Genomic DNA, 24133 nt, shown 5'->3' with positions numbered 1-24133 from the left:
GGCAATGTCCTCCGTGAAGGCCGCCCCGGCCGCTGTTTCCCGCCGGGGCGGCCTTCGCGTGCCGGGGCGCCCGGCTACGCGTCGTACAGGTCGGCCTTGCGCGGGGTCGGGTCCTGTACCGCGCCGCTCAGTATCATCGAGCGGTTGTCGAAGCGCTCGATATCGACGCCGTTCTCCTTGAGGACGCGCAGGGCGGCGCTGTGGACGGCGCGCAGGACCGGCGTCGCGGCCCGCATCGCGTCGTCAGCCATGAAGCGGTGGCGCCACGGCTTCTCCGCCCAGGCGTGCCGCAGGCCGAACGGCTCGGGCAGGGCGATCTTGCCGCCCAGGTAGTCCAGCAGCGGCGGGTACCAGGTGAACGGGGCGCGCAGGGCGAGCCGGACGACCTCGCCGGGCTCGACCAGCGGGAGGGTTATGTCGCGGGTCTCCCAGAACCGGACGGTCTTGTTGACCGTCTTGGTCTTGGCCGCGGGCTTGCTGGTGAAGAGCGAGTGGACCGGCCCGAGCGCGTGCCCGGTGACCTCGATGCGCAGCGTCTCGTGGAGCACCGTGACCGTGATCATCATGGTGATGATCAACTGGCCTTCCCAGAGGGTGAACTGGACGCCGAGATAGTGCCGGTCGCCGCTGCCGAACTGCTGGTGGTTGCAGATCCGCTGTATCTCGTGCGGCTTGACCTGGAAGGTGGCGACGTCCTCACCGTCGGGGCGGGAGACCGAGCCGGCGTTCTCCCCGACGGGGGACACGATCCAGTGGGTGACCGAGGGGGTGGGGAACCCCCCGGTGTTCAGCGGGCCGCGCTCCAGCACCTTGAGCTGGTCGTGGATGGCCCGGATCAGGTCCCAGCTGCGGAACTGGTGGAACTCCTTGCCGGGTTCCTTGGAGACGAGCTCCTCGGCGAGCTGCCAGCTGCCCCAGCGGGTGCCCATGCCGAGGATGCCCTTGGGGCCCGCGTAGAAGACCGAGTTGGACTGCTGCTCGGCGGTGAGCTTCTCCAGGCCCTGGCGGAGCGCCTCGCGGGAGGTCTCGTTGGGGTTCTTCGGCACGGCCTCGGGGATCTTGGCGACGACGCCGCCGCCGGAGAGCAGTCCTTCCCAGCGGGCGCGCATGTCCTTGGCGGAGGACTCGGCGATCCGCTTGGCGAGGAACCAGCCGATGACGGGCGCGATGATCATCGCCCGGACGTAGAGCGCCAGGAACCCGTTGAGCGGCAGGCCGACCAGGAAGACCAGCGCCACGATGCCGATGATCGGGAGCAGCGCGCTGCCCAGGGCGGACAGGGCCTTGTCCTTGGTGCCGCCGAGGTAGTCGCGCAGGCGGAAGGCGAGGACCCACAGGATCATGCCGGGCAGGAAGACGAAGCCGAACAGGGCTGTGACGGCGGTGAGCTTGGTGTCGCGGCTCTTGCGGAGGCGGCTCGCGGACAGACAGTGCTCGACCACGGTCTGCGGGTCGGTCCCGAAGGACTGGATGAGGGCGCCGCGGGCGCCGCCCAGCATGCGTTCCTGGACGGCGCGGGAGAACGCCTCGCCGAGATTGGGCTTGAAATAGTCGGACTTGAAGAGCTTGGAACGGCCCACCTTGACTTCGGACTTGTGCCACTCGCTGTTGGCTTCAAGGATTTTCTCCACCGGGCTGTCGCGGTACGCGGCGGAGGCGAGGGCGTTCGTCGCCACCGCCTGTCCGCCCGAACCCTGGAGCGGGATCTGTGCTCCGGGAGAGAAATCGAATCCGTCGCTGGCCACTGTCGCCCCCACTCGCCGCCGAGGAACTGCTCCTGCGGCTGTTTCCCAACTGCCGTGCCCGGCACACCTTCTGAGCTGGGACCAAAGCGTATCGTCCGGATCGCTGCGCCGCCCGCCCCTGTGGACAAAGACGGGCGGCATGGCCGGTCATGAGTCGTTCGGGTTGTTCTCCCGCTGTCCCCGCAGACGTTCGGCGAGCTGCGGGGGCATCGCTTCGTGCCGGGCGTACGCCCGGTCGAACCGGCCGGCGCCATGGGAGAGGGAGCGCAGGTCGACCGCGTACCGGCCGATCTCCAGCTCAGGCACCTCGGCCCGCACCAGGGTGCGGCCGGTGCCGGACTGCTCGGTTCCGATCACTCTGCCGCGCCGCCCGGACAGATCGCTCATCACCGGCCCGACGTAGTCGTCGGGGACCAGGACCCGGACCTCGGCGACGGGTTCGAGGAGCTGGATACGGGTGTCCGCGGCGGCCTCGCGCAGCGCCAGGGCGCCCGCGGTCTGGAAAGCCGCGTCGGAGGAGTCCACCGAGTGGGACTTGCCGTCCCGCAGCGTGATGCGCACATCGACGAGCGGATGGCCGGCCGAGACCCCGCGGGCGGCCTGGGCCCGCACCCCCTTCTCCACGGACGGGATGAACTGACGGGGCACCGCCCCGCCGACCACCTTGTCGACGAATTCGATGCCCGAGCCCGGGGGCAGCGGTTCCACGTCGATCTCGCAGATGGCGTACTGGCCGTGTCCGCCGGACTGTTTCACATGCCGGCCGCGCCCGGTCGACGGGGCGGCGAAGGTCTCGCGGAGCGACACCTTGTGCGGTACGGCGTCGACCTGGACGCCGTAGCGGCTGCGCAGCCGGTCCAGCGCCACGTCCTGGTGGACCTCGCCGAGGCACCACAGGACCACCTGGTGGGTGTCCTGATTCTGTTCGAGGCGCATGGTCGGGTCCTCGGCGACGAGCCGGGCGAGCCCCTGGGAGAGCTTGTCCTCGTCCGCCTTGCTGTGTGCCTCGATGGCCAGCGGCAGCAGCGGGTCCGGCGCGGTCCAGGGATCCAGCAGCAGCGGCCGGTCCGGATCGCAGAGGGTGTCCCCGGTCTCGGCGCCGCTCAGTTTGGCGACGCTGGCCAGATCTCCCGCGATGCAGGCGGTGACCGGGCGCTGCTGTTTGCCGAAGGGGGAGGAGAGCGCCCCGAGGCGTACCTCGGTCTCGTGGAAGGGGCGGGCCTCGTGGCCGTGGTCGGTGAGGCCGTGACCGAAGACATGGACGGTCTCGTCGGGACGCAGGGTGCCGGAGAAGACGCGGACCAGCGAGACCCGGCCGACGTACGGGTCGGAGGCCGTCTTGACGACCTCGGCGACGAGCGGGCCGTCCGGGTCGCAGCTCAGGACCGGCCGCGACGCCCCGTGCAGGGGGTGGACGTCGGGGAGCGGGCGCTCCGGCGGGGTCGGGAAGCCGCCGGTGATCAGGTCCAGCAGCTCGACGGTGCCGATGCCCTGGCGGGCACCCGGCGCGGCGGGGGACGCGGTGAGGACGGGGTGGAAGGTGCCCCGCGCCACGGCGCGTTCCAGATCGTCGACGAGTGTCTTCATATCGACCTCGGCCCCGTCGAGGTACCGGTCCATCAGGGTCTCGTCCTCGCTCTCGGCGATGATCCCCTCGACCAGGCGGTCGCGGGCCTCCCGGAGCGCCGGCCGCTGGTCCTCGGCGGGCGGGTTCTCCTGCCGCTCGCCCGAGGAGTAGTCGAAGATCCGCTGGGTGAGGAGTCCGGTGAGCCCGGTGAGCGGGGCGTGCCCGTCGGCGCCCTCGGGGCCGTGGACGGGCAGATAGAGCGGGAGCACGGCATCGGGGTCGTCGCCGCCGAAGATCTCGCCGCAGATCCGGGTCATCTCCTCGAACGAGGTGCGTGCCGTGTCCAGGTGGGTGACGACGATGGCGCGCGGCATGCCGACGGCCGCGCACTCCTCCCAGACGGCGCGGGTGGCACCCGCCACCGCGTCGGCCTCCTGCGCGGCGGACACGATGAACAGGGCCGCGTCCGCCGCGCGCAGACCGGCCCTGAGTTCGCCGACGAAATCCGCGTAGCCGGGGGTGTCCAGCAGGTTGATCTTGTACCCGCCCCATTCGACAGGGACCAGGGAGAGCTGTACGGAACGTTGCTGGCGGTGTTCGATCTCGTCGTAGTCGGAGACGGTGGCGCCGTCCTCGACCCGGCCGGCCCGGTTGACCGCGCCCGCGGTCTGTGCAAGGGCCTCGACGAGCGTGGTCTTTCCGGAGCCGCTGTGGCCGACCAGCACCACATTCCGTACGGATGAGGGCCGGCCGGCCGTCGTTGCCCTGCCGGCGGCCCCGGTGTGTGCGTGTGCCTTGTCACCCATGATGCGTGCCTCCCAGATAGTGGCGGGGAGCGGAAGAAAACCGACGCGATGTGGGGAGAGAGCTGCACGGGCACTGGGGAGCCGCCGCGGCGGCTACGGCGACGCCCGCGGTAATTCGAGCTTTCCACTCGGGCCGGGCCGCGTCCATACATGGCGCGTCGCCGCGCGACGCCGGGTGCCCGGACGGTGGAGTCCGGCGGTCGTGACTACGATGGGCCAGCCGGTGGCCGTAGGGGCCGCTCGGCCCACCGACCCTCGGGAAGGCCATGCTGAACAAGTACGCGCGTGCATTTTTTACGCGTGTCCTCACACCGTTCGCCGCGCTGCTGCTCCGTCTCGGCGTGAGCCCTGACGCGGTCACTCTGATCGGTACGGCCGGGGTGATGGCAGGTGCGCTGGTCTTCTTCCCGATGGGGGAGTTCTTCTGGGGCACGATCGTCATCACGATCTTCGTCTTCTCCGACCTCGTCGACGGCAACATGGCCCGGCAGGCCGGTATCTCCAGCCGCTGGGGCGCGTTCCTGGACTCGACCCTGGACCGGGTCGCCGACGGGGCGATCTTCGGTGGATTCGCGCTCTGGTACGCGGGCAACGGCGACGACAACGTGCTCTGCGCGGTCGCGATCTTCTGCCTGGCCAGCGGCCAGGTGGTCTCGTACACGAAGGCGCGCGGCGAGTCGATCGGGCTGCCGGTAGCGGTCAACGGTCTGGTGGAGCGCGCCGAGCGGCTGGTGATCTCGCTGGTCGCGGCCGGGCTCGCCGGTCTCCACAAGTTCGGTGTCCCCGGGATCCAGGTCCTGCTGCCGATCGCGCTGTGGATCGTCGCCGTGGGCAGTCTGGTGACGCTCGTGCAGCGGGTGGTGACCGTGCGCCGCGAGTCCGCCGAGGCCGATGCGGCCGAGGCCGCCGCCGCGGGGCCGGGCAGCGGGTCCGACCGGTGAGCGACGACCCGGCGCAGCCGCGCAACGGCCTGCGGGACCGGCTGACCGACGGGCTGTACGGGCTCGGCTGGAGTGCGGTCAAGAAGCTGCCCGAGCCGGTCGCCCGGGCTCTCTTCCGCACCATCGCCGACCAGGTCTGGAAGCGGCGTGGCAAGAGCGTGCTGCGGCTGGAGTCGAATCTGGCCCGGGTCGTGCCCGGGGCGTCACCGGCCCGGCTGGCCGAGCTCTCCCGGGCCGGGATGCGCTCGTACATGCGCTACTGGATGGAGTCGTTCAGGCTGCCCACCTGGAGTCCGGCGCGGATCAAGGCGTCCATAGAGGTGACCGACGCGCACCGGCTGACCGAGGGTCTCGACGCCGGCCGCGGCGTCATCCTCGCCCTGCCGCACCTCGGGAACTGGGACCTGGCGGGAGCCTGGGTCACCACCGATCTCAAGGTGCCCTTCACCACGGTCGCCGAACGGCTCAAGCCCGAGACGCTGTACGACCGGTTCGTCGCCTACCGCGAGGGGCTCGGCATGGAGGTCCTGCCGCACAGCGGCGGGGCGGCCTTCGGCACCCTGGCGAGGCGGTTGCGCGCGGGCGGGCTGGTCTGTCTGGTCGCCGACCGGGATCTGTCCGCCTCCGGTGTCGAGGTGACGTTCTTCGGCGACACCGCGCGGATGCCGGCCGGGCCCGCGCTGCTGGCCCAGCAGACCGGGGCGCTGCTGCTGCCGGTGACGCTCCATTACGACGACACGCCCGTGATGAAGGCCCGGATCCACGCACCGGTCGAGCTGCCCGGGTCAGGTGACCGCACCGAGAAGACGTCCTCGATGACACAGGCGCTGGCCGATGCCTTCGCCGTCGGGATCGCCGGCCATCCGGAGGACTGGCACATGCTGCAACGGCTCTGGCTCGCCGATCTTGAGCCCCGGGAGGACCGGACGTGAAGATCGGCATCGTCTGCCCGTACTCCTGGGACGTGCCCGGCGGGGTGCAGTTCCACATCCGCGACCTGGCCGAGCACCTGATCCGGCTGGGACACCAGGTTTCGGTGCTGGCGCCCGCCGACGACGAGACACCGCTGCCCCCGTACGTGGTGTCGGCGGGCCGGGCCGTGCCCGTCCCCTACAACGGCTCCGTCGCCCGGCTGAACTTCGGCTTCCTCTCGGCCGCCCGGGTGCGCCGCTGGCTGCACGACGGCACCTTCGACGTGATCCACATCCACGAGCCGACCTCGCCGTCGCTGGGGCTGCTCGCCTGCTGGGCCGCGCAGGGGCCGATCGTCGCCACCTTCCACACCTCCAACCCGCGCTCCCGGGCCATGATCGCGGCGTACCCGATCCTCCAGCCCGCGCTGGAGAAGATCAGCGCGCGCATCGCGGTGAGCGAGTACGCCCGCCGCACCCTGGTCGAGCACCTGGGCGGCGATGCCGTCGTCATCCCGAACGGCGTCGATGTCGGCTTCTTCGCCGCCGCCGAGCCCAGGAGCGAGTGGCAGGGCGGCACGATCGGCTTCATCGGGCGCATCGACGAACCCCGCAAGGGCCTGCCGGTCCTGATGCGGGCCCTGCCCGCGATCCTCGACGCCCGCCCCGACACCCGGCTGCTGGTGGCCGGCCGGGGCGACGAGGAGGAGGCCGTCGCCTCACTGCCCGAGGCGATGCGCGAGCGGGTCGAATTCCTCGGCATGGTGAGCGACGAGGACAAGGCGCGGCTGCTGCGCAGCGTCGATGTGTACGTGGCGCCCAACACCGGGGGCGAGAGCTTCGGGATCATCCTGGTCGAGGCCATGTCGGCCGGCGCCCCGGTCCTCGCCAGCGACCTGGACGCGTTCGCGCAGGTGCTGGACCTGGGTGCGGCGGGCGAACTCTTCGCCAACGAGGACGCGGACGCGCTGGCCGCGGCGGCGATCCGGCTGCTCGGCGACCCGGAGCGGCGTACGGAACTGCGTGAACGGGGCGCCGCGCATGTGCGCCGGTTCGACTGGTCGACGGTCGGGGCGGACATCCTCGCGGTGTACGAGACGGTGACCGACGGGGCGGCCTCGGTGGCTGCCGACGAACGCACGGGGCTGCGCGCGCGGTTCGGACTGGCGCGGGAGTAGCGGACCGGGGGCCGCGGTCCCGGCCCGTACCCGGACCGCCACGCCGTCCGCGCCCCGACGGTAGCCTTGCCGCCCGTGATCGAAACCTTCATCTGGATCGCCGTCGCGATCGTCGCGATCGGTATGTACCTCAGCTGGACCGCCGGACGGCTGGACCGGCTGCACACCCGCATCGACGCCGCCCGGGCCGCCCTCGACGCACAGCTGCTGCGCCGCGCGTCGGTCACGCAGGAGCTGGCCACGTCCGGTGTCCTCGATCCGGCCGCCTCCATCGTTCTGTACGAGGCCGCGCACGCCTCCCGTCAGGCGGAGGAGGAGCACCGCGAGGTCGCCGAGAGCGAACTGAGCGCCGCGCTGAGGGCGGTCTTCGGCGAGCCGGCGCAGGTGGAGGCCGTGAAGGAGATCCCGGGCGGCGAGGAGGCGGCGCTCGAACTCGCCGCCGCCGTGCGCCGCGTCCCGATGGCCCGGCGGTTCCACAACGACGCGGTGCGCGCGGCGCGCGCGCTGCGCCGGCACCGCAAGGTGCGGTGGTTCCGGCTGGCCGGGCACGCCCCGTTCCCGCTGGCCTTCGAGATGGACGACGAACCCCCGGTGGCCCTGGCGGACCGCCCCGTCAGCTGACCGGACCGCCGTATTCGTGCGTGACGGGGGCCACATCTCGTCCCGTACGCATTCAAAACGATCCACCGGCCTGCCATTGGCCCTTGCAGTGGACTGTTCCCGGAGAGTTTGCTCAGCACTGCGCCAAGCAGCGCTTTTCAGCAACTTTTTCTCCGCGAGTGAGGTCGATCCATGTCCACGCTTCCCACCACCCCGCAGTCCGACTCCCCGGCCATCGGCACCGCGCGCGTCAAGCGCGGCATGGCCGAGCAGCTCAAGGGCGGCGTGATCATGGACGTCGTCAACGCCGAGCAGGCGAAGATCGCCGAGGACGCGGGCGCCGTGGCGGTCATGGCCCTGGAGCGGGTTCCGGCCGACATCCGCAAGGACGGCGGCGTTGCCCGGATGTCGGACCCGAACATGATCGAGGAGATCATCGAGGCCGTCTCCATCCCGGTGATGGCCAAGTCGCGCATCGGCCACTTCGTCGAGGCCCAGGTCCTGCAGTCCCTCGGTGTCGACTACATCGACGAGTCCGAGGTCCTCACCCCGGCCGACGAGGTCAACCACAGCGACAAGTTCGCCTTCACCACCCCGTTCGTCTGCGGCGCCACCAACCTGGGCGAGGCCCTGCGCCGGATCGCGGAGGGTGCGGCCATGATCCGTTCGAAGGGCGAGGCCGGCACCGGCAACGTCGTCGAGGCGGTCCGCCACCTGCGCCAGATCAAGAACGAGATCGCCCGGCTGCGCGGCTACGACAACAACGAGCTGTACGCCGCCGCCAAGGAACTCCGCGCCCCGTACGAGCTGGTCAAGGAGGTCTCGGAGCTCGGCAAGCTGCCCGTCGTGCTGTTCTCCGCGGGCGGTGTCGCCACCCCCGCCGACGCCGCGCTGATGCGCCAGCTCGGCGCCGAGGGCGTCTTCGTCGGCTCCGGGATCTTCAAGTCCGGCGACCCGGCCAAGCGTGCCGCCGCGATCGTGAAGGCCACCACCTTCTACGACGACCCGAAGATCATCGCGGACGCCTCCCGGAACCTGGGCGAGGCCATGGTCGGCATCAACTGCGACACCCTGCCCGAGGCCGAGCGCTACGCCAACCGTGGCTGGTAATCACCGATGAGCGACACCCCTGTGATCGGAGTCCTGGCTCTCCAGGGCGATGTACGGGAACACCTGATCGCCCTGGCCTCGGCTGACGCCCTGGCCAGGCCGGTCCGGCGTCCCGAGGAACTCGCCGAGGTCGACGGCCTGGTCATCCCCGGTGGCGAGTCCACCACGATGTCCAAGCTGGCTTCCCTGTTCGGCATGCTGGAACCGCTGCGCGAGCGGGTACGGGACGGCATGCCCGTCTACGGCACCTGCGCCGGAATGATCCTGCTCGCCGACAAGATCCTCGACCCGCGCTCGGGCCAGGAGACGATCGGCGGGATCGACATGATCGTGCGCCGCAACGCCTTCGGGCGGCAGAACGAGTCCTTCGAGGCGGCCGTCGAGGTCGCCGGCATCGAGGGCGGACCCGTGGAGGGCGTGTTCATCCGAGCCCCCTGGGTGGAGTCCGTCGGTGCGCAGGCCAAGGTCGTGGCGGAGCACGGCGGCCATATCGTCGCCGTCCGTCAGGGAAACGCCCTGGCTACGTCATTCCACCCGGAATTGACCGGAGACCATCGCGTTCACGCGTTGTTCGTGGACATGGTGCGCGCAGTCGGCTGACTCGATCCCGGTAGGATCTCTCGGGTTCGAATCGTTTTTGGTGACGCGAAGGAGAAGGCAGATGTCCGGCCACTCTAAATGGGCTACGACGAAGCACAAGAAGGCCGTGATTGACGCCAAGCGCGGCAAGCTCTTCGCGAAGCTGATCAAGAACATCGAGGTCGCGGCCCGCACCGGTGGTGTGGATCCCGAGGGCAACCCGACCCTCGTGGACGCGATCCAAAAGGCGAAGAAGAGCTCCGTACCGAACAAGAACATCGACTCCGCGGTCAAGCGCGGAGGCGGTCTCGAAGCGGGCGGCGTCGACTACCAGACGATCATGTACGAGGGTTACGGCCCCAACGGTGTCGCGGTGCTCATCGAGTGCCTCACCGACAACCGCAACCGTGCCGCGTCCGACGTACGGGTCGCGATGACCCGCAACGGGGGTTCGATGGCCGACCCGGGTTCGGTCTCGTACCTCTTCAACCGCAAGGGCGTCGTCATCGTCCCCAAGGGCGAGCTGACCGAGGACGACGTCCTGGGTGCCGTGCTCGACGCGGGCGCCGAGGAGGTCAACGACCTCGGTGACACGTACGAGGTCGTCAGCGAGGCCACCGACATGGTCGCGGTCCGTACCGCGCTCCAGGAGGCCGGCATCGACTACGACTCCGCCGAGGCCAACTTCCTGCCCACCATGCAGGTCGAGCTGGACGAGGAAGGCGCGCGCAAGATCTTCAAGCTGATCGACGCGCTGGAGGACAGCGACGACGTGCAGAATGTCTTCGCCAACTTCGACGTCTCGGACGAGGTCATGGAGAAGGTCGACGCCTGAGCCGCGCTCAGCGCAGTCTTCAGCGACGGGCCGACGGGGACACACCCCGTCGGCCCGTCGCATTGTCAGTGCGAGCCGATAGCCTGCGGGAACAGTTGACCGATCGGTACGGAGGGGCGTCCCATGCGGGTGCTGGGCGTGGACCCGGGGCTGACCCGGTGCGGTGTCGGCGTCGTCGAAGGCGTCGCCGGCCGCCCCCTGACGATGCTCGGCGTCGGGGTCGTGCGCACCCCCGCCGACGCGGAGCTGGGCCACCGGCTGGTCGCCATCGAACGCGGCATCGAAGAATGGCTCGACGAGCACCGGCCCGAATTCGTCGCCGTGGAGCGGGTGTTCAGCCAGCACAACGTCCGTACGGTCATGGGCACCGCCCAGGCCAGCGCCGTCGCCATGCTCTGCGCGTCGCGCCGCGGCATCCCCGTCGCCCTGCACACCCCCAGCGAGGTCAAGGCCGCCGTCACGGGCAGCGGCCGCGCCGACAAGGCACAGGTCGGCGCGATGGTGACCCGGCTGCTGCGGCTCGACGCCCCGCCGAAGCCGGCCGACGCGGCCGACGCCCTGGCCCTCGCCATCTGCCACATCTGGCGTGCCCCCGCCGTCAACCGCCTCCAGCAGGCCCACGCGGCAGCCGCCGCGTCCCGCACCCCGCGCGTTCCCCGTACACCCGCAGTTCCCGTCCGGAAGGTCCCCCGATGATCGCCTTCGTCAGCGGCCCCGTCGCCGCGCTCGCACCGACCACGGCCGTGATCGAGGTCGGCGGCATCGGCATGGCCGTCCAGTGCGCGCCGAACACCCTCGCCCCCCTCCGGATCGGCAAGGAGGCCAGGCTCGCCACCTCCCTCGTCGTACGGGAGGACTCCCTCACCCTCTACGGCTTCGCCGACGACGACGAGCGGCAGGTCTTCGAGCTGCTCCAGACCGCCAGCGGCGTCGGACCTCGGCTCGCCCAGGCGATGCTCGCCACCCACAGCCCGGACGCCCTGCGCACCGCGGTCGCCACCGGCGACGAGAAGGCGCTCACCGCCGTCTCCGGCATCGGCAAGAAGGGCGCGCAGAAACTCCTCCTCGAACTGAAGGACAGGCTCGGCGAGCCGGTCGGCGCCCACATCGGCCGCCAGGGCATCGGCACCGCCGTCACCAGCTCCTGGCGCGATCAGCTCCAGGCCGCCCTGATCGGCCTCGGCTACGCCACCCGCGAGGCCGACGAGGCGGTCACCGCCGTCGCCCCGCAGGCCGAGGCGGCGATCGCCGAGGGCGGACAGGCCCCCGTGCCGCAGCTGCTGCGTGCCGCACTCCAGACCCTCAACCGCGCGCGCTGACCGGAGCGCCACACCCGGGGAACACCCCGACGCCGGGCCGGGCACCGCACGGCACCGAAACACCCGAGGCGGGACAGACTGAATGAACTGGGACGAGACCGGACCCGACACCGACGAGCGGCTCGACGAGAGCCTCGTCCATGCCGACGCGGACGGTGAGGACACCGCGGTCGAAGCGGCGCTGCGCCCGAAGGACCTGGACGAATTCGTCGGCCAGGAGAAGGTGCGCGAACAGCTCGACCTGGTCCTCAAGGCGGCCCTGGCCCGCGGTGCCACCGCCGACCACGTCCTGCTCTCCGGCGCCCCCGGCCTCGGCAAGACCACCCTCTCCATGATCATCGCGGCCGAGATGGGCGCGCCGATCCGGATCACCTCCGGCCCCGCCATTCAGCACGCGGGTGATCTGGCCGCGATCCTCTCCTCCCTCCAGGAGGGTGAGGTCCTCTTCCTCGACGAGATCCACCGCATGTCCCGGCCGGCCGAGGAGATGCTCTACATGGCGATGGAGGACTTCCGGGTCGACGTCATCGTCGGCAAGGGCCCCGGCGCCACGGCGATCCCGCTGGAACTGCCGCCGTTCACCCTGGTCGGCGCGACCACCAGGGCCGGACTGCTGCCGCCGCCGCTGCGCGACCGCTTCGGCTTCACCGGCCACATGGAGTTCTACGCCCCCACCGAGCTGGAGCGCGTCATCCACCGCTCCGCCCGCCTCCTCGACGTGGAGATAGACGCGGACGGCGCTGCCGAGATCGCCGGCCGCTCCCGCGGCACCCCCCGGATCGCCAACCGGCTGCTGCGCCGCGTACGGGACTACGCCCAGGTCAAGGCCGACGGACGGATCGACCGCCCGGTCGCCGCCACCGCCCTCGGGGTCTACGAGGTCGACGCCCGCGGCCTCGACCGGCTCGACCGCGCGGTGCTCGGCGCCCTGCTGAAGCTCTTCGGCGGCGGTCCCGTCGGGCTGTCCACCCTCGCGGTCGCCGTGGGGGAGGAGCGCGAGACCGTCGAGGAGGTCGCTGAGCCCTTCCTGGTACGGGAAGGGCTGCTGGCCAGGACGCCGCGGGGCCGGGTCGCCACCCCCGCGGCCTGGGCCCACCTGGGTCTCGTACCTCCGCAGCAAGGCGGAAAGGGACAACAGGGCCTGTTCGGGGCGTGATCTGTCACAGGTTGACCGGAGCAGGAACCACCGGGCGGCGCTGGGCGTTGTTCCATCGATGCGGACTCGCTTAGACTCCGCCGATGCCGCCCTTACAGGTCGGTGTACCCACCCCCGTAGATACAGGCCGCCTTCGAGCGCGGTCGTGCGAAGGAAACTCGTCCCGTGAATCCCGTGACTCTCCTCCCCTTCATCGTGCTCATCGGGGCCATGTTCCTGATGACGCGGTCCGCCAAGAAGAAGCAGGCGGCCGCCGCCCAGATGCGCAACGAGATGCAGCCCGGCACCGGCGTCCGGACGATCGGGGGCATGTACGCCACCGTCAAGGAGCTGCACGACGACACGGTTCTCCTTGAGATCGCGCCCGGCGTCCACGCCATCTACGCCAAGAACGCCATCGGCGCCGTCCTCGACGACGCGGAGTACAACCGCATCGTCCACGGCGACGACGAGAACAGCCTCGACCTCGACGGCACCGTCGTCCCCGACGACGCCTCCTCGCTGACCGAGGACGACGCCGACAAGGACGCCTCGGACGAGGCCCGGATCGACCTCGGCAAGAAGGCCGACGACGCCGAGCCGAAGGACGACGAGTCCGGCAAGAAGTCCGAGGGCAAGGACGACGGCGAGGCCGACGCGAAGTAACCCACGCCCGGGAATGCCGTGAGCCCAGCGGCATCCGGCATTCCCGGTACCGTGCGGTCTTCTGCGGGGGCGGGTCCCCACTACACTTCGTGGCCGCTCGGGCGCGTACCCGGCGCGGGGCGGTTGGACAGGGAGAAACGAGAAGGTGGCAGCACCGAAGAAGAGCCGAGGGCCGGCGGGCGGTCAGGGCAGGCCGGGGCGTTCCCTGGCTCTGATCCTGATCGCCATGGTCGCGCTCACCGGCGGGATGTTCCTGGCCGATCAGCCGACCCCACGGCTGGGCATCGACCTGGCGGGCGGCACCTCGATCACGCTTGAGGCGAAGAGCGAGCCGGGCCAGGAATCGGCGATCAACAAGACCAACATGGACACGGCGGTCCAGATCATGGAACGCCGTGTCAATGGTCTTGGCGTCTCCGAGGCCGAGGTCCAGACGCAGGGCAAGAGCAACATCATCGTCAACATCCCCAAGGGCACGAATTCCGCCCAGGCCCGGGAGCAGGTCGGCACCACGGCCAAGCTCTACTTCCGGCCGGTGCTGACCGTCGCCCAGGGCACGCCCACCCCGACGCCCAGCGCCTCGACGTCCGGCAAGCCCACCCCGTCCGGCAGCCCCAGCGCCCCCACCGCCGACAAGGGCAAGACGTCGGCGACGCCGAACGCGAGCGCCACCACCCAGGGCCGCGCGGTCACCGGCGCCCTCAAGGCCGACTCCACGCCGACGCCCAAGGCGAGCACCACGCCGAAGGCCGACACCACGCCGTCCGCGTCCGCCGCCGACGAGGCCGCCGCGGCCAAGCTGCAGAAGCAGTTCGCGGCGCTGGACTGCTCCAGCAAGGCGTCCCGCGCCGAGGCCGCACGGGGGGCCAAGCCCACCGACACGGTCGTCGCATGCAGCTCCGAGGGTGACGCGAAGTACGTCCTCGGCCCGTCCGAGGTGTCCGGCACCGAGGTCGACAGTGCCAAGGCCGGCTTCGACCAGCAGCGCGGCATGTGGATCGTCAACATGGAGTTCACCAAGCAGGGCTCCAAGCAGTTCCAGACGATCACCAAGAAGCTCTCCGCGCAGCAGTCCCCGCAGAACCAGTTCGCCATCGCGCTGGACGGCGAGGTCGTCTCCGCGCCCCAGGTGAACACCACCCTCAGCGGCAGCGCCGAGATCTCCGGCAGCTTCACCCAGCAGTCCGCCGAGGACCTGGCCAACGTGCTCTCCTACGGTGCGCTCCCGCTCTCGTTCAAGGAGCAGAGCGTCACCACGGTCACCGCCGCGCTCGGTGGCGAGCAGCTCCAGGCCGGTCTGATCGCCGGTGCCATCGGTCTGGCCCTGGTCGTCATCTACCTGGTCGCCTACTACCGGGGTCTCGCGCTCATCGCGCTCCTGAGCCTCCTGGTCTCCGGCATCCTGACCTACACGCTCATGTCGCTGCTCGGCCCGGCCATCGGCTTCGCGCTGAACCTCCCGGCGGTCTGCGGCGCCATCGTGGCCATCGGTATCACCGCGGACTCCTTCATCGTGTACTTCGAACGGGTACGGGACGAGATCCGCGAGGGCCGTACGCTCCGCCCCGCCGTCGAGCGGGCCTGGCCGCGCGCCCGGCGCACCATCCTGGTCTCCGACTTCGTGTCGTTCCTCGCCGCCGCGGTGCTCTTCGTCGTCACCGTCGGCAAGGTCCAGGGCTTCGCGTTCACGCTGGGTCTCACCACCCTGCTCGACGTGGTCGTGGTGTTCCTCTTCACCAAGCCGCTCATGACGCTGATGGCCCGTACGAAGTTCTTCGCCAGCGGTCACCCGTGGTCCGGCCTGGACCCGAAGCGGCTCGGCGCCAAGCCGCCGCTGCGCCGCTCGCGCCGTGTCAACGCCCCCACTGACCCGAAGGAGGCGTGAGATGTCGCGACTCGGCACTCTCGGCGCCCGTCTCTACCGAGGCGAGGTCGGCTACGACTTCATCGGCAAGCGCAAGATCTGGTACGGGATCTCGATCCTGATCACCATCACGGCCATCGTCGGCCTGGCGGTCAGCGGCCTGAACATGGGCATCGAGTTCAAGGGCGGCGCCGTCTTCACCACCCCGAAGACGAGCGTCTCCGTCGCCAAGGCGGAGGACCTGGCCACGGAGGCCTCCGGCCACCAGGCGATCGTCCAGAAGCTCGGCAACGGGGGTCTGCGCATCCAGATCACCGAGGTCGACACCGCGAAGTCCGACGAGATCAAGTCCAAGCTCTCCACGGACCTCGACGTCCCGGCGGAGAAGATCGCCGCCGACCTGGTCGGCCCCAGCTGGGGTGAGCAGATCGCCAACAAGGCCTGGACCGGTCTCGGCATCTTCATGGTCCTCGTCGTGATCTACCTGGCCATCGCCTTCGAATGGCGGATGGCCATCGCGGCCCTGGTCGCGCTGATCCACGACATCACCATCACGGTCGGGGTCTACGCCCTGGTCGGCTTCGAGGTCACCCCGGGCACCGTGATCGGTCTGCTGACCATCCTCGGTTACTCCCTCTACGACACGGTCGTCGTCTTCGACAGCCTCAAGGAGGGCACGAAGGGGATCACCAAGCAGACCCGCTGGACGTACAGCGAGATCGCCAACCGCTCCATCAACGGCACGCTGGTCCGCTCCATCAACACCACCGTCGTGGCCCTGCTGCCGGTCGCCGGTCTGCTGTTCATCGGTGGCGGCGTCCTGGGCGCCGGCATGCTGAACGACATCTCCCTGGCGCTCTTCGTCGGCCTCGCCGCCGGTGCGTACTCCTCGATCTTCATCGCCACGCCGCTCGTCGCCGACCTCAAGGAACGCGACCCGCAGATGAAGGCCCTGAAGAAGCGGATCCTCGCCAAGCGCGCGGCAGCCGCCGCCAAGGGCGAGTCCGCCGAGGACGAGCAGTCGGACGACGACCACCCGCAGGACGCCGCGCCCGCCGCCGCGGTCGTCGGCCAGCGCCAGCAGCCCCCCAGGGGCCACGGCCGGACCTCGGGGAAGCGTCGATGACCAGCACCACCGACGGCACCCGCGAGCTCCTGCTCAGCCGGATCCGCGACGTTCCGGACTACCCGAAGCCGGGCGTGCTGTTCAAGGACATCACTCCGCTGCTCGCGGACCCGACGGCGTTCGCGGCCCTCACCGACACCCTCGCGGAGCTGTGCGTACGGCACGGCGCCACGAAGGTCGTCGGCCTGGAGGCGCGCGGCTTCATCCTGGCCGCCCCGGTCGCTGTCCGGGCCGGGCTCGGCTTCGTACCCGTCCGCAAGGCGGGGAAGCTGCCCGGAGCCACGCTCAGCCAGGCGTACGAGCTGGAGTACGGCACCGCCGAGATCGAGATCCACGCGGAGGACCTGTCCGCCGACGACCGGATCATGGTCATCGACGACATCCTCGCCACCGGCGGCACCGCCGAGGCCTCGCTGGAGCTGATCCGGCGGGCCGGTGCCGAGGTCGCGGGCGTCGCGGTCCTCATGGAGCTCGGTTTCCTCCCCGGACGGGCCCGGCTGGAGCAGGGCCTGCGGGGCGCTCCGCTGGAGGTTCTGATCACGGTCTGAGCAGTTCCGACCGTATGTGGCAACGGATCGTGCGAACAGGACGGGCACCCGGGAACAACCGGGTGCCCGTCCCGCGTTGTCAGGAGTCTCACGGTCCCCGGGGGAGGACCGGCCGCGGGGTCGATACGATGGCCTTTCCGGGTACCCGGATCCGCACGAGGAGCGCCCTTGCCAGACGAGGCCCAGCCAGTCGCCGCCCCGCAGCCCGACAAGCCCGCGGCGGCCTCAGCCACGCCCGGGAAGAAGCAGTCCGCGGACAAGCCGAAGCCCCCGGCACCGGAGCCCGGCTCGGGCCCGGACCGGGCGGGAGCCCGGACCTCCGGGGCCGCTCCTGTTTCCCCCGCACAGCCGGCCGCACCGGTCTCCCCGGCGGCGTCCGCCCCGAAGCCTCCCGCGAAGCCCGCGGCCAGGCCGGTCCCGCCGACCGCCCCCACGACCCGCTCCGGCGGCTCGTCCAACCGGGTGCGGGCCAGGCTGGCCCGCCTCGGCGTGCAGCGCTCCAGCCCGTACAACCCGGTGCTCGAACCGCTGCTGCGTATCGTCCGCAGCAACGACGCCAAGATCGAGACGGCCACGCTGCGCCAGATCGAGCGCGCCTACCAGGTCGCCGAGCGCTGGCACCGGGGCCAGAAGCGCAAGAGCGGCGACCCGTACATCACGCATCCGCTCGCGGTGACGACGATCCTCGCCGAGCTGGGCATGGATCCGGCGACGCTGATGGCAGGACTGCTGCACGACACCGTCGAGGACACCGAGTACGGCCTGGACACCCTGCGCCGCGACTTCGGCGACCAGGTCGCCCTGCTCGTCGACGGCGTCACCAAGCTGGACAAGGTCAAGTTCGGCGAGGCCGCCCAGGCCGAGACGGTGCGCAAGATGGTCGTCGCCATGGCCAAGGACCCCCGGGTCCTGGTCATCAAGCTCGCCGACCGGCTGCACAACATGCGCACCATGCGCTACCTCAAGCGGGAGAAGCAGGAGAAGAAGGCCCGCGAGACGCTTGAGATCTACGCCCCGCTGGCGCACCGCCTGGGCATGAACACCATCAAGTGGGAGCTGGAGGACCTCGCCTTCGCGATCCTCTACCCCAAGATGTACGACGAGATCGTCCGTCTCGTCGCCGAGCGGGCCCCCAAGCGCGACGAGTACCTCGCCATAGTGACCGACGAGGTCCAGGCCGACCTGCGCGCCGCCCGGATCAAGGCCACCGTCACCGGGCGGCCGAAGCACTACTACAGCGTCTACCAGAAGATGATCGTGCGGGGCAGGGACTTCGCCGAGATCTACGACCTGGTGGGCATCCGCGTCCTCGTCGACACCGTCCGCGACTGCTACGCGGCGCTCGGCACCGTCCACGCGCGATGGAATCCGGTTCCCGGCCGGTTCAAGGACTACATCGCGATGCCCAAGTTCAACATGTACCAGTCACTGCACACCACGGTGATCGGTCCCAGCGGCAAGCCCGTCGAACTGCAGATCCGCACCTTCGACATGCACCGCCGCGCCGAGTACGGCATCGCCGCGCACTGGAAGTACAAGCAGGAGGCCGTCGCGGGCGCCTCCAAGGTGCGTACCGACGTCCCCAAGAACACGGGCGGCGGCCGGAGCCAGGACACCGTCAACGACATGGCGTGGCTGCGCCAGCTCCTGGACTGGCAGAAGGAGACCGAGGACCCCAGCGAGTTCCTGGAGTCCCTGCGCTTCGACCTCTCCCGCAACGAGGTCTTCGTCTTCACGCCCAAGGGCGACGTCATAGCGCTGCCCGCGGGTGCGACCCCGGTCGACTTCGCGTACGCGGTGCACACGGAGGTCGGCCACCGGACCATAGGAGCACGCGTCAACGGGCGGCTCGTACCGCTCGAATCGACGCTCGACAACGGCGATCTGGTGGAGGTCTTCACCTCCAAGGCGGCCGGCGCCGGTCCTTCCCGGGACTGGCTGGGCTTCGTCAAGTCGCCCCGTGCCCGCAACAAGATCCGGGCCTGGTTCTCCAAGGAGCGCCGCGACGAGGCGATCGAGCAGGGCAAGGACGCCATCGCGCGCGCCATGCGCAAGCAGAACCTGCCGATCCAGCGCATCCTGACCGGCGACTCCCTGGTCACCCTCGCCCACGAGATGCGCTACCCCGACATCTCGTCGCTGTACGCGGCGATCGGCGAGGGACATGTCGCCGCCGCCGGTGTCGTGCAGAAGCTGGTCCAGGCGCTCGGCGGCGAGGACGAGGCCAACGAGGACATCGCGGAGAGTTCGCCGCCCTCGCGCAGCCGCAACAAGCGCCGCTCCAACGCCGATCCCGGCGTGGTCGTCAAGGGCGTCGAGGACGTCTGGGTCAAACTGGCCCGCTGCTGCACGCCCGTCCCCGGCGACCCGATCATCGGCTTCGTCACCCGGGGCAGCGGCGTCTCCGTGCACCGCGCCGACTGCGTCAACGTCGACTCGCTGTCGCAGCAGCCGGAACGGATCCTGGAGGTCGAGTGGGCGCCGACCCAGTCCTCGGTCTTCCTGGTCGCGATCCAGGTCGAGGCCCTCGACCGGTCCCGGCTGCTCTCGGACGTCACCCGCGTCCTGTCCGACCAGCACGTCAACATCCTGTCGGCGGCCGTGCAGACCTCCCGGGACCGGGTGGCCACCTCACGCTTCACCTTCGAGATGGGCGACCCGAAGCACCTCGGCCACGTACTGAAGGCGGTACGGGGCGTGGAGGGCGTCTACGACGTCTACCGGGTGACCTCGGCCCGCAGGCCGTGACCCACAAGAGGAAGGGGCTCCCGTACGCCAGGTACGGGAGCCCCTTCCTCATTGCGCTGCGGCGGTCGGCCGCTCATGGTGCGACGGGTCAGCCGCCGAACTCCTCAAGGCCCTTCAGAGCCTGGTCCAGCAGTGCCTGCCGGCCCTCCAGCTCCTTGGCGAGCTTGTCGGCGCGGGCGTTGTTGCCCGAGGCACGGGCCGTGTCGATCTGCGAACGCAGCTTGTCGACGGCCGCCTGGAGCTGACCGGTCAGACCCGCGGCACGCGCACGCGCCTCCGGGTTCGTCCGCCGCCACTCCGACTCCTCGGCCTCCTGGAGCGCCCGCTCCACCGAGTGCATCCGCCCCTCGACCTTCGGGCGGGCGTCACGCGGTACGTGGCCGATGGCCTCCCAGCGCTCGTTGATGGCCCGGAACGCGGCCCTGGCCGCCTTCAGGTCCTTCACCGGCACCAGACGCTCGGCCTCGACCGCGAGCTCCTCCTTCAGCTTGAGGTTCTCGCCCTGCTCCGCGTCCCGCTCGGCGAAGACCTCGCTGCGGGCGGCGAAGAAGACGTCCTGCGCACCGCGGAAGCGGTTCCACAGATCGTCCTCGGCCTCGCGCTGGGCGCGGCCCGCCGCCTTCCACTCGGTCATCAGGTCGCGGTACCGGGCGGCCGTGGCCCCCCAGTCGGTGGAGCCGGAGAGCGACTCCGCCTCGACGACCAGCTTCTCCTTGGCCTTGCGGGCCTCCTCGCGCTGGGCGTCCAGCGATGCGAAGTGGGCCTTGCGGCGCTTGGAGAACGCCGAGCGGGCATGCGAGAAGCGGTGCCACAGCTCGTCGTCGGACTTGCGGTCGAGCCGCGGCAGGCCCTTCCACGTGTCGACCAGCGCACGGAGCCGCTCGCCGGCGGAGCGCCACTGCTCGCTCTGCGCCAGCTCCTCGGCCTCGACGACCAGGGCCTCCTTGGCGTGCTTCGCCTCGTCGGTCTGCTTCGCCTTCTGGGCCTTGCGCTCCTCGCGCCGCGAGTCGACCGTCGCGACGAGCGCGTCGAGCCGCTTGCGCAGCGCGTCGAGGTCGCCGACGGCGTGATGCTCGTCCACCTGCAGACGCAGATGCTCGATGGCGGTCGTCGCGTCCTTCGCCGACAGATCGGTGGTCTTCACCCGCCGTTCGAGGAGGCCGATCTCGACCACAATGCCCTCGTACTTGCGCTCGAAGTAGGCCAGAGCCTCCTCGGGGGAACCCGCCTGCCACGATCCGACGACCTGCTCGCCGTCGGCTGTCCGCACGTACACGGTGCCGGTCTCATCGACACGGCCCCACGGGTCGCTGCTCACAGCGCCTCCTCCACCTGATGCCCGCGAGGGGGTTCGCCCCCCTGGCATCGTCCACAGTTTCCTGGGGCGGGCAGCGCCCGCCCTGCACAACGCCAATCTAGGCGACCGGCCGCCCGGCTGTCCGCACTCAGCGCGGCCGAAAAAAATCCGTCCCGCGCCCGTCGTCACCGGCCGGCCCGGTCCGGCCGCCCCCAGCCGGTCACGACTTGTCGACGGCCGCCTTCGAGATCTCCACGGCCTTCTTCGGCGCACCGTCGGCCGCGCCACCTGCCACGCCCGCCGCGCCGATGTCCTTGACGGCCTTCAGCGAGGCGTCGTCCATCGTGCCGAACGGGGTGTAGGTGGGCGGCAGCTTGCTGTCCTTGTACACCAGGAAGAACTGGCTGCCGCCGGTGTGCGGCTGGCCGGTGTTCGCCATCGCCACCGTGCCCGCCGGGTAGGTCACCGTCCCGTCCGCGCCGGCCTTGCCCAGCGCGGTCAGGTTCTCGTCCGGGATCGTGTAGCCGGGACCGCCGGTGCCGTCGCCCTTGGGGTCGCCGCACTGGAGCACGAAGATGCCCTGAGTGGTCAGACGGTGACACTTCGTACCGTCGAAGAAGCCCTTGTCGGCCAGCGACTTGAAGGAGTTCGTGGTGTGCGGGGTCTTCGCCGCCTTCATCGCGAACGCGATGTCGCCCTGGCTCGTCTTGAGCGAAAACGTGTACTCGGCCTTCTTGTCGATCTTCATCGCGGGCTCCGGCGCCTTGCTCTCGCTGGGCGACGGCGACGCGTCGGCCGACGGGGACGCGCTCGCGGCAGCGTCCGCCTTGTCCTTCTTGCCGTCGTCGCCGAGGGCGAGATAGGAACCCACGCCGATGACCGCCACCACGGCCACCGCGGACGCGATGACGGCGGTCAGCCGCCTCGTCCTGCGGCGGGCCTCCTCCCGGCGCTGCTGCTGCCGCTCGAACTTCTCCCTGGCGAGCTGCCGCCGCCGCTGATCGCTGCTGACCACCGGGTGATCTCCTTGTAGGTCGTGTGATGAGGCCTTGGCTGCCCCGTACCGTATATGGGTTAGCTGTGGAATGAGGAGCGCCGGTAGGCTCTGAACTGCCGCGACCTTCTCAGTCGCAATCCGCCGTCGGACGACCATTAAGGACGATCGTGCTCATTGCCGGGTTCCCCGCAGGGGCCTGGGGGACCAACTGTTATCTGGTCGCCCCGGCCGCAGGCGAGGAGTGCGTGATCATCGACCCGGGCCACCAGGCCGCCGCCGGAGTCGAGGAAGCGCTGAAGAAGCATCGGCTGAAGCCCGTCGCCGTCGTACTGACCCACGGCCACATCGACCATGTCGCCTCGGTCGTCCCGGTGTGCGGCGCGCACGACGTCCCCGCCTGGATCCACCCGGAGGACCGGTACATGATGAGCGACCCGGAGAAGGCCCTCGGCCGCTCCATCGGGATGCCGCTCATGGGCGAGCTGACGATCGGGGAGCCGGACGACGTCAAGGAGCTGAGCGACGGCGCCCTGCTGAAGCTGGCCGGTCTGGAGTTCGGTGTCGCGCATGCGCCCGGCCATACCAAGGGGTCGGTGACGTTCAGGATGCCCGAGGCCGCGGATGTTCCGCAGATCCTCTTCTCGGGCGACCTGCTCTTCGCCGGCTCCGTCGGACGCACCGACCTGCCCGGTGGCGACCACGCCGAGCTGCTCCAGTCGCTGGCCCGTGTGTGCCTGCCGCTCGACGACTCGACCGTGGTGCTGTCCGGCCACGGACCCCAGACGACCATCGGCCGTGAGCGCGCCTCGAATCCGTATCTGCACGGTATGGACGCGCCCCGACGAGGAATGTGACAAGAGAAATCCCGTGAGCACTTTCAAGGCCCCCAAGGGCACGTACGACCTGACCCCGCCCGACTCCGCGAAGTATCTGGCGGTGCGCGAGGCGATCTCCGCCCCCCTGAAGAACTCCGGCTACGGCTACATCGAGACGCCCGGCTTCGAGGACGTCGCCCTGTTCTCCCGCGGTGTCGGCGAGTCCACCGACATCGTGACCAAGGAGATGTACACCCTCACCACCAAGGGCGGCTCCCAGCTGGCCCTGCGCCCCGAGGGCACCGCCTCGGTGCTCCGCGCGGCACTGGAGGCCAACCTCCACAAGCTCGGCAACCTGCCGGTGAAGCTCTGGTACTCCGGCTCGTACTACCGCTACGAGCGCCCGCAGAAGGGCCGCTACCGCCACTTCTCGCAGGTCGGTGCCGAGGCGATCGGTGCCGAGGACCCGGCGCTGGACGCCGAGCTGATCATCCTGGCCGACCAGGCGTACCGCACCCTGGGCCTGCGGAACTTCCGCATCCTGCTCAACTCGCTGGGCGACAAGGAGTGCCGCCCCGTCTACCGGGACGCGCTCCAGGGCTTCCTGCGCGAGCTCGACCTGGACGAGGAGACCCGCCGCCGCATCGAGATCAACCCGCTCCGGGTCCTCGACGACAAGCGGCCCGAGGTGCAGAAGCAGCTGACCGGCGCCCCGGTGCTGCGCGACTACCTCTGCGACGCCTGCAAGGCGTACCACGAGGAGGTGCGGGACCTGCTCTCGGCGGCAGGCGTGGTGTACGAGGACGACGAGAAGCTCGTCCGCGGCCTCGACTACTACACCCGCACCACCTTCGAGTTCGTCCACGACGGACTCGGCTCGCAGTCCGCAGTGGGCGGCGGCGGCCGTTACGACGGCCTGTCCGAGATGATCGGCGGACCGGCGCTCCCGTCGGTCGGCTGGGCGCTCGGCGTGGACCGCACGGTGCTCGCGCTGGAGGCGGAGGGCATCGAGCTCGAACTGCCCGCCGCCACCAGTGTCTTCGCGGTGCCGCTCGGCGAGGAGGCCCGCCGGGTGCTCTTCGGGGTCGTCACGCAGCTGCGCCGCGAGGGCGTGGCGGCGGACTTCGCGTACGGGAACCGGGGCCTCAAGGGCGCGATGAAGAGCGCGAACCGGTCGGGGGCCCGCTTCACGATCGTCGCGGGCGAGCGGGACCTGGCCGAGGGCGCCGTCCAGCTCAAGGACATGGAGTCCGGCGAGCAGACGGCCGTGCCGCTGTCCGGCGTGGTCGAGGCGATCCGCGAGCGCCTGGCCTGAGACGTGGCCGGGGTGGCCGGCGGGGTGATCC

Annotated in this window: 21 protein-coding genes; 17 read left to right on the top strand and 4 right to left on the bottom strand. The window is 70.3% G+C overall.

The genetic code is table 11. From position 1 onward, the window contains the following. Positions 1-74 precede the first annotated feature (74 nt). Entirely contained in the window at positions 75-1745 is a 1671-nt protein-coding gene (locus ACFVH0_RS25835) for a hypothetical protein (protein ID WP_385823813.1), read from the bottom strand. Between the two features lie 147 nt (positions 1746-1892). Further along, a complete protein-coding gene (locus ACFVH0_RS25830; RefSeq protein WP_385823811.1) occupies positions 1893-4118 on the bottom strand; it encodes an elongation factor G-like protein EF-G2 in 2226 nt (741 codons plus the stop codon). Positions 4119-4384: 266 nt separating this feature from the next. Here ACFVH0_RS25830 and pgsA point away from each other — a divergent pair, with 266 nt between their 5' ends. The 15 genes from pgsA (at position 4385) to ACFVH0_RS25755 (ending at position 19678) form a co-directional block, all read left to right on the top strand. Further along, the gene (gene pgsA, locus ACFVH0_RS25825; RefSeq protein ID WP_385823809.1) at positions 4385-5059 is read left to right on the top strand and encodes a phosphatidylinositol phosphate synthase; all 675 of its coding nucleotides are present in this window, start codon (positions 4385-4387) and stop codon (positions 5057-5059) included. Beyond that, positions 5056-5991 (top strand): phosphatidylinositol mannoside acyltransferase, encoded by a 936-nt coding sequence (locus ACFVH0_RS25820; RefSeq protein WP_385823807.1) that lies wholly within the window; start codon positions 5056-5058, stop codon positions 5989-5991. The genes pgsA and ACFVH0_RS25820 overlap by 4 nt, the downstream gene beginning before the upstream one ends. After that, positions 5988-7148, top strand: coding sequence for a glycosyltransferase family 4 protein (locus ACFVH0_RS25815; RefSeq protein WP_385823805.1), 1161 nt, complete (start codon positions 5988-5990; stop codon positions 7146-7148). The genes ACFVH0_RS25820 and ACFVH0_RS25815 overlap by 4 nt, the downstream gene beginning before the upstream one ends. Before the next feature lie 123 nt (positions 7149-7271). Further along, complete coding sequence (locus tag ACFVH0_RS25810) at positions 7272-7769, top strand: hypothetical protein (RefSeq protein ID WP_385823930.1); 498 nt, start codon at positions 7272-7274, stop codon at positions 7767-7769. A gap of 171 nt (positions 7770-7940) precedes the next feature. Beyond that, positions 7941-8858: a pyridoxal 5'-phosphate synthase lyase subunit PdxS gene (pdxS, locus tag ACFVH0_RS25805; RefSeq protein WP_385823803.1), complete on the top strand. Its 918-nt coding sequence runs from the start codon at positions 7941-7943 to the stop codon at positions 8856-8858. Between the two features lie 6 nt (positions 8859-8864). Further along, positions 8865-9458 carry a pyridoxal 5'-phosphate synthase glutaminase subunit PdxT gene (gene pdxT, locus ACFVH0_RS25800; protein WP_383073839.1) on the top strand — a complete coding sequence of 198 codons (594 nt, stop codon included), beginning with the start codon at positions 8865-8867 and terminating at the stop codon, positions 9456-9458. A gap of 61 nt (positions 9459-9519) precedes the next feature. Continuing rightward, positions 9520-10272: a YebC/PmpR family DNA-binding transcriptional regulator gene (locus ACFVH0_RS25795; protein ID WP_072484508.1), complete on the top strand. Its 753-nt coding sequence runs from the start codon at positions 9520-9522 to the stop codon at positions 10270-10272. Between the two features lie 123 nt (positions 10273-10395). After that, a complete protein-coding gene (gene ruvC, locus ACFVH0_RS25790) occupies positions 10396-10968 on the top strand; it encodes a crossover junction endodeoxyribonuclease RuvC (RefSeq protein WP_124718826.1) in 573 nt (190 codons plus the stop codon). Continuing rightward, positions 10965-11591: a Holliday junction branch migration protein RuvA gene (gene ruvA, locus ACFVH0_RS25785; protein WP_385823800.1), complete on the top strand. Its 627-nt coding sequence runs from the start codon at positions 10965-10967 to the stop codon at positions 11589-11591. Before ruvC ends, ruvA begins: the two co-directional genes overlap by 4 nt. A gap of 82 nt (positions 11592-11673) precedes the next feature. Then, a complete protein-coding gene (gene ruvB, locus ACFVH0_RS25780) occupies positions 11674-12747 on the top strand; it encodes a Holliday junction branch migration DNA helicase RuvB (protein WP_124718828.1) in 1074 nt (357 codons plus the stop codon). Between the two features lie 165 nt (positions 12748-12912). After that, positions 12913-13392: a preprotein translocase subunit YajC gene (gene yajC / locus ACFVH0_RS25775; protein WP_385823798.1), complete on the top strand. Its 480-nt coding sequence runs from the start codon at positions 12913-12915 to the stop codon at positions 13390-13392. A 145-nt stretch (positions 13393-13537) separates the two neighbouring features. Continuing rightward, positions 13538-15277: a protein translocase subunit SecD gene (gene secD / locus ACFVH0_RS25770; protein ID WP_385823796.1), complete on the top strand. Its 1740-nt coding sequence runs from the start codon at positions 13538-13540 to the stop codon at positions 15275-15277. Position 15278: 1 nt separating this feature from the next. Continuing rightward, positions 15279-16382 carry a protein translocase subunit SecF gene (gene secF, locus ACFVH0_RS25765; RefSeq protein WP_385823794.1) on the top strand — a complete coding sequence of 368 codons (1104 nt, stop codon included), beginning with the start codon at positions 15279-15281 and terminating at the stop codon, positions 16380-16382. After that, positions 16379-16930 (top strand): adenine phosphoribosyltransferase, encoded by a 552-nt coding sequence (locus ACFVH0_RS25760; RefSeq protein ID WP_385823792.1) that lies wholly within the window; start codon positions 16379-16381, stop codon positions 16928-16930. The genes secF and ACFVH0_RS25760 overlap by 4 nt, the downstream gene beginning before the upstream one ends. A gap of 168 nt (positions 16931-17098) precedes the next feature. Continuing rightward, entirely contained in the window at positions 17099-19678 is a 2580-nt protein-coding gene (locus ACFVH0_RS25755; RefSeq protein ID WP_385823789.1) for a RelA/SpoT family protein, read from the top strand. Between the two features lie 88 nt (positions 19679-19766). On the opposite strand, the gene ACFVH0_RS25750 is transcribed toward ACFVH0_RS25755, so the two are convergent. Together ACFVH0_RS25750 and ACFVH0_RS25745 are read right to left on the bottom strand one after the other, a co-directional pair. Beyond that, positions 19767-20996 (bottom strand): DUF349 domain-containing protein, encoded by a 1230-nt coding sequence (locus tag ACFVH0_RS25750; protein ID WP_385823787.1) that lies wholly within the window; start codon positions 20994-20996, stop codon positions 19767-19769. Between the two features lie 199 nt (positions 20997-21195). After that, positions 21196-21990: a peptidylprolyl isomerase gene (locus tag ACFVH0_RS25745; RefSeq protein ID WP_385823785.1), complete on the bottom strand. Its 795-nt coding sequence runs from the start codon at positions 21988-21990 to the stop codon at positions 21196-21198. Between the two features lie 149 nt (positions 21991-22139). Between ACFVH0_RS25745 and ACFVH0_RS25740 the strand changes: the two genes are divergently transcribed. Both ACFVH0_RS25740 and hisS read left to right on the top strand, forming a co-directional pair. Further along, positions 22140-22826 (top strand): MBL fold metallo-hydrolase, encoded by a 687-nt coding sequence (locus ACFVH0_RS25740; protein WP_361641681.1) that lies wholly within the window; start codon positions 22140-22142, stop codon positions 22824-22826. 13 nt (positions 22827-22839) lie between these two features. Further along, on the top strand, positions 22840-24102 hold the full coding sequence (gene hisS / locus ACFVH0_RS25735) for a histidine--tRNA ligase (RefSeq protein ID WP_385823782.1): 1263 nt from the start codon (positions 22840-22842) through the stop codon (positions 24100-24102). Positions 24103-24133 lie beyond the last annotated feature (31 nt).

This window comes from Streptomyces sp. NPDC127117, assembly GCF_042677325.1.
Lineage (GTDB): Bacteria > Actinomycetota > Actinomycetes > Streptomycetales > Streptomycetaceae > Streptomyces.
This window is presented reverse-complemented; position numbering and strand designations above follow the sequence as displayed.

Bases quoted from the DNA above. Each gene is read 5' to 3' on its own strand.
- ACFVH0_RS25795 (WP_072484508.1), top strand. From the start codon at position 9,520: ATGTCCGGCCACTCTAAATGGGCTACGACGAAGCACAAGAAGGCCGTG.
- ruvA (WP_385823800.1), top strand. From the start codon at position 10,965: ATGATCGCCTTCGTCAGCGGCCCCGTCGCCGCGCTCGCACCGACCACG.
- ACFVH0_RS25760 (WP_385823792.1), top strand. From the start codon at position 16,379: ATGACCAGCACCACCGACGGCACCCGCGAGCTCCTGCTCAGCCGGATC.
- ruvB (WP_124718828.1), top strand. From the start codon at position 11,674: ATGAACTGGGACGAGACCGGACCCGACACCGACGAGCGGCTCGACGAG.
- ACFVH0_RS25810 (WP_385823930.1), top strand. From the start codon at position 7,272: ATGTACCTCAGCTGGACCGCCGGACGGCTGGACCGGCTGCACACCCGC.
- secF (WP_385823794.1), top strand. From the start codon at position 15,279: ATGTCGCGACTCGGCACTCTCGGCGCCCGTCTCTACCGAGGCGAGGTC.
- pgsA (WP_385823809.1), top strand. From the start codon at position 4,385: ATGCTGAACAAGTACGCGCGTGCATTTTTTACGCGTGTCCTCACACCG.
- ACFVH0_RS25830 (WP_385823811.1), bottom strand. From the start codon at position 4,118: ATGGGTGACAAGGCACACGCACACACCGGGGCCGCCGGCAGGGCAACG.
- pdxT (WP_383073839.1), top strand. From the start codon at position 8,865: ATGAGCGACACCCCTGTGATCGGAGTCCTGGCTCTCCAGGGCGATGTA.
- ruvC (WP_124718826.1), top strand. From the start codon at position 10,396: ATGCGGGTGCTGGGCGTGGACCCGGGGCTGACCCGGTGCGGTGTCGGC.
- pdxS (WP_385823803.1), top strand. From the start codon at position 7,941: ATGTCCACGCTTCCCACCACCCCGCAGTCCGACTCCCCGGCCATCGGC.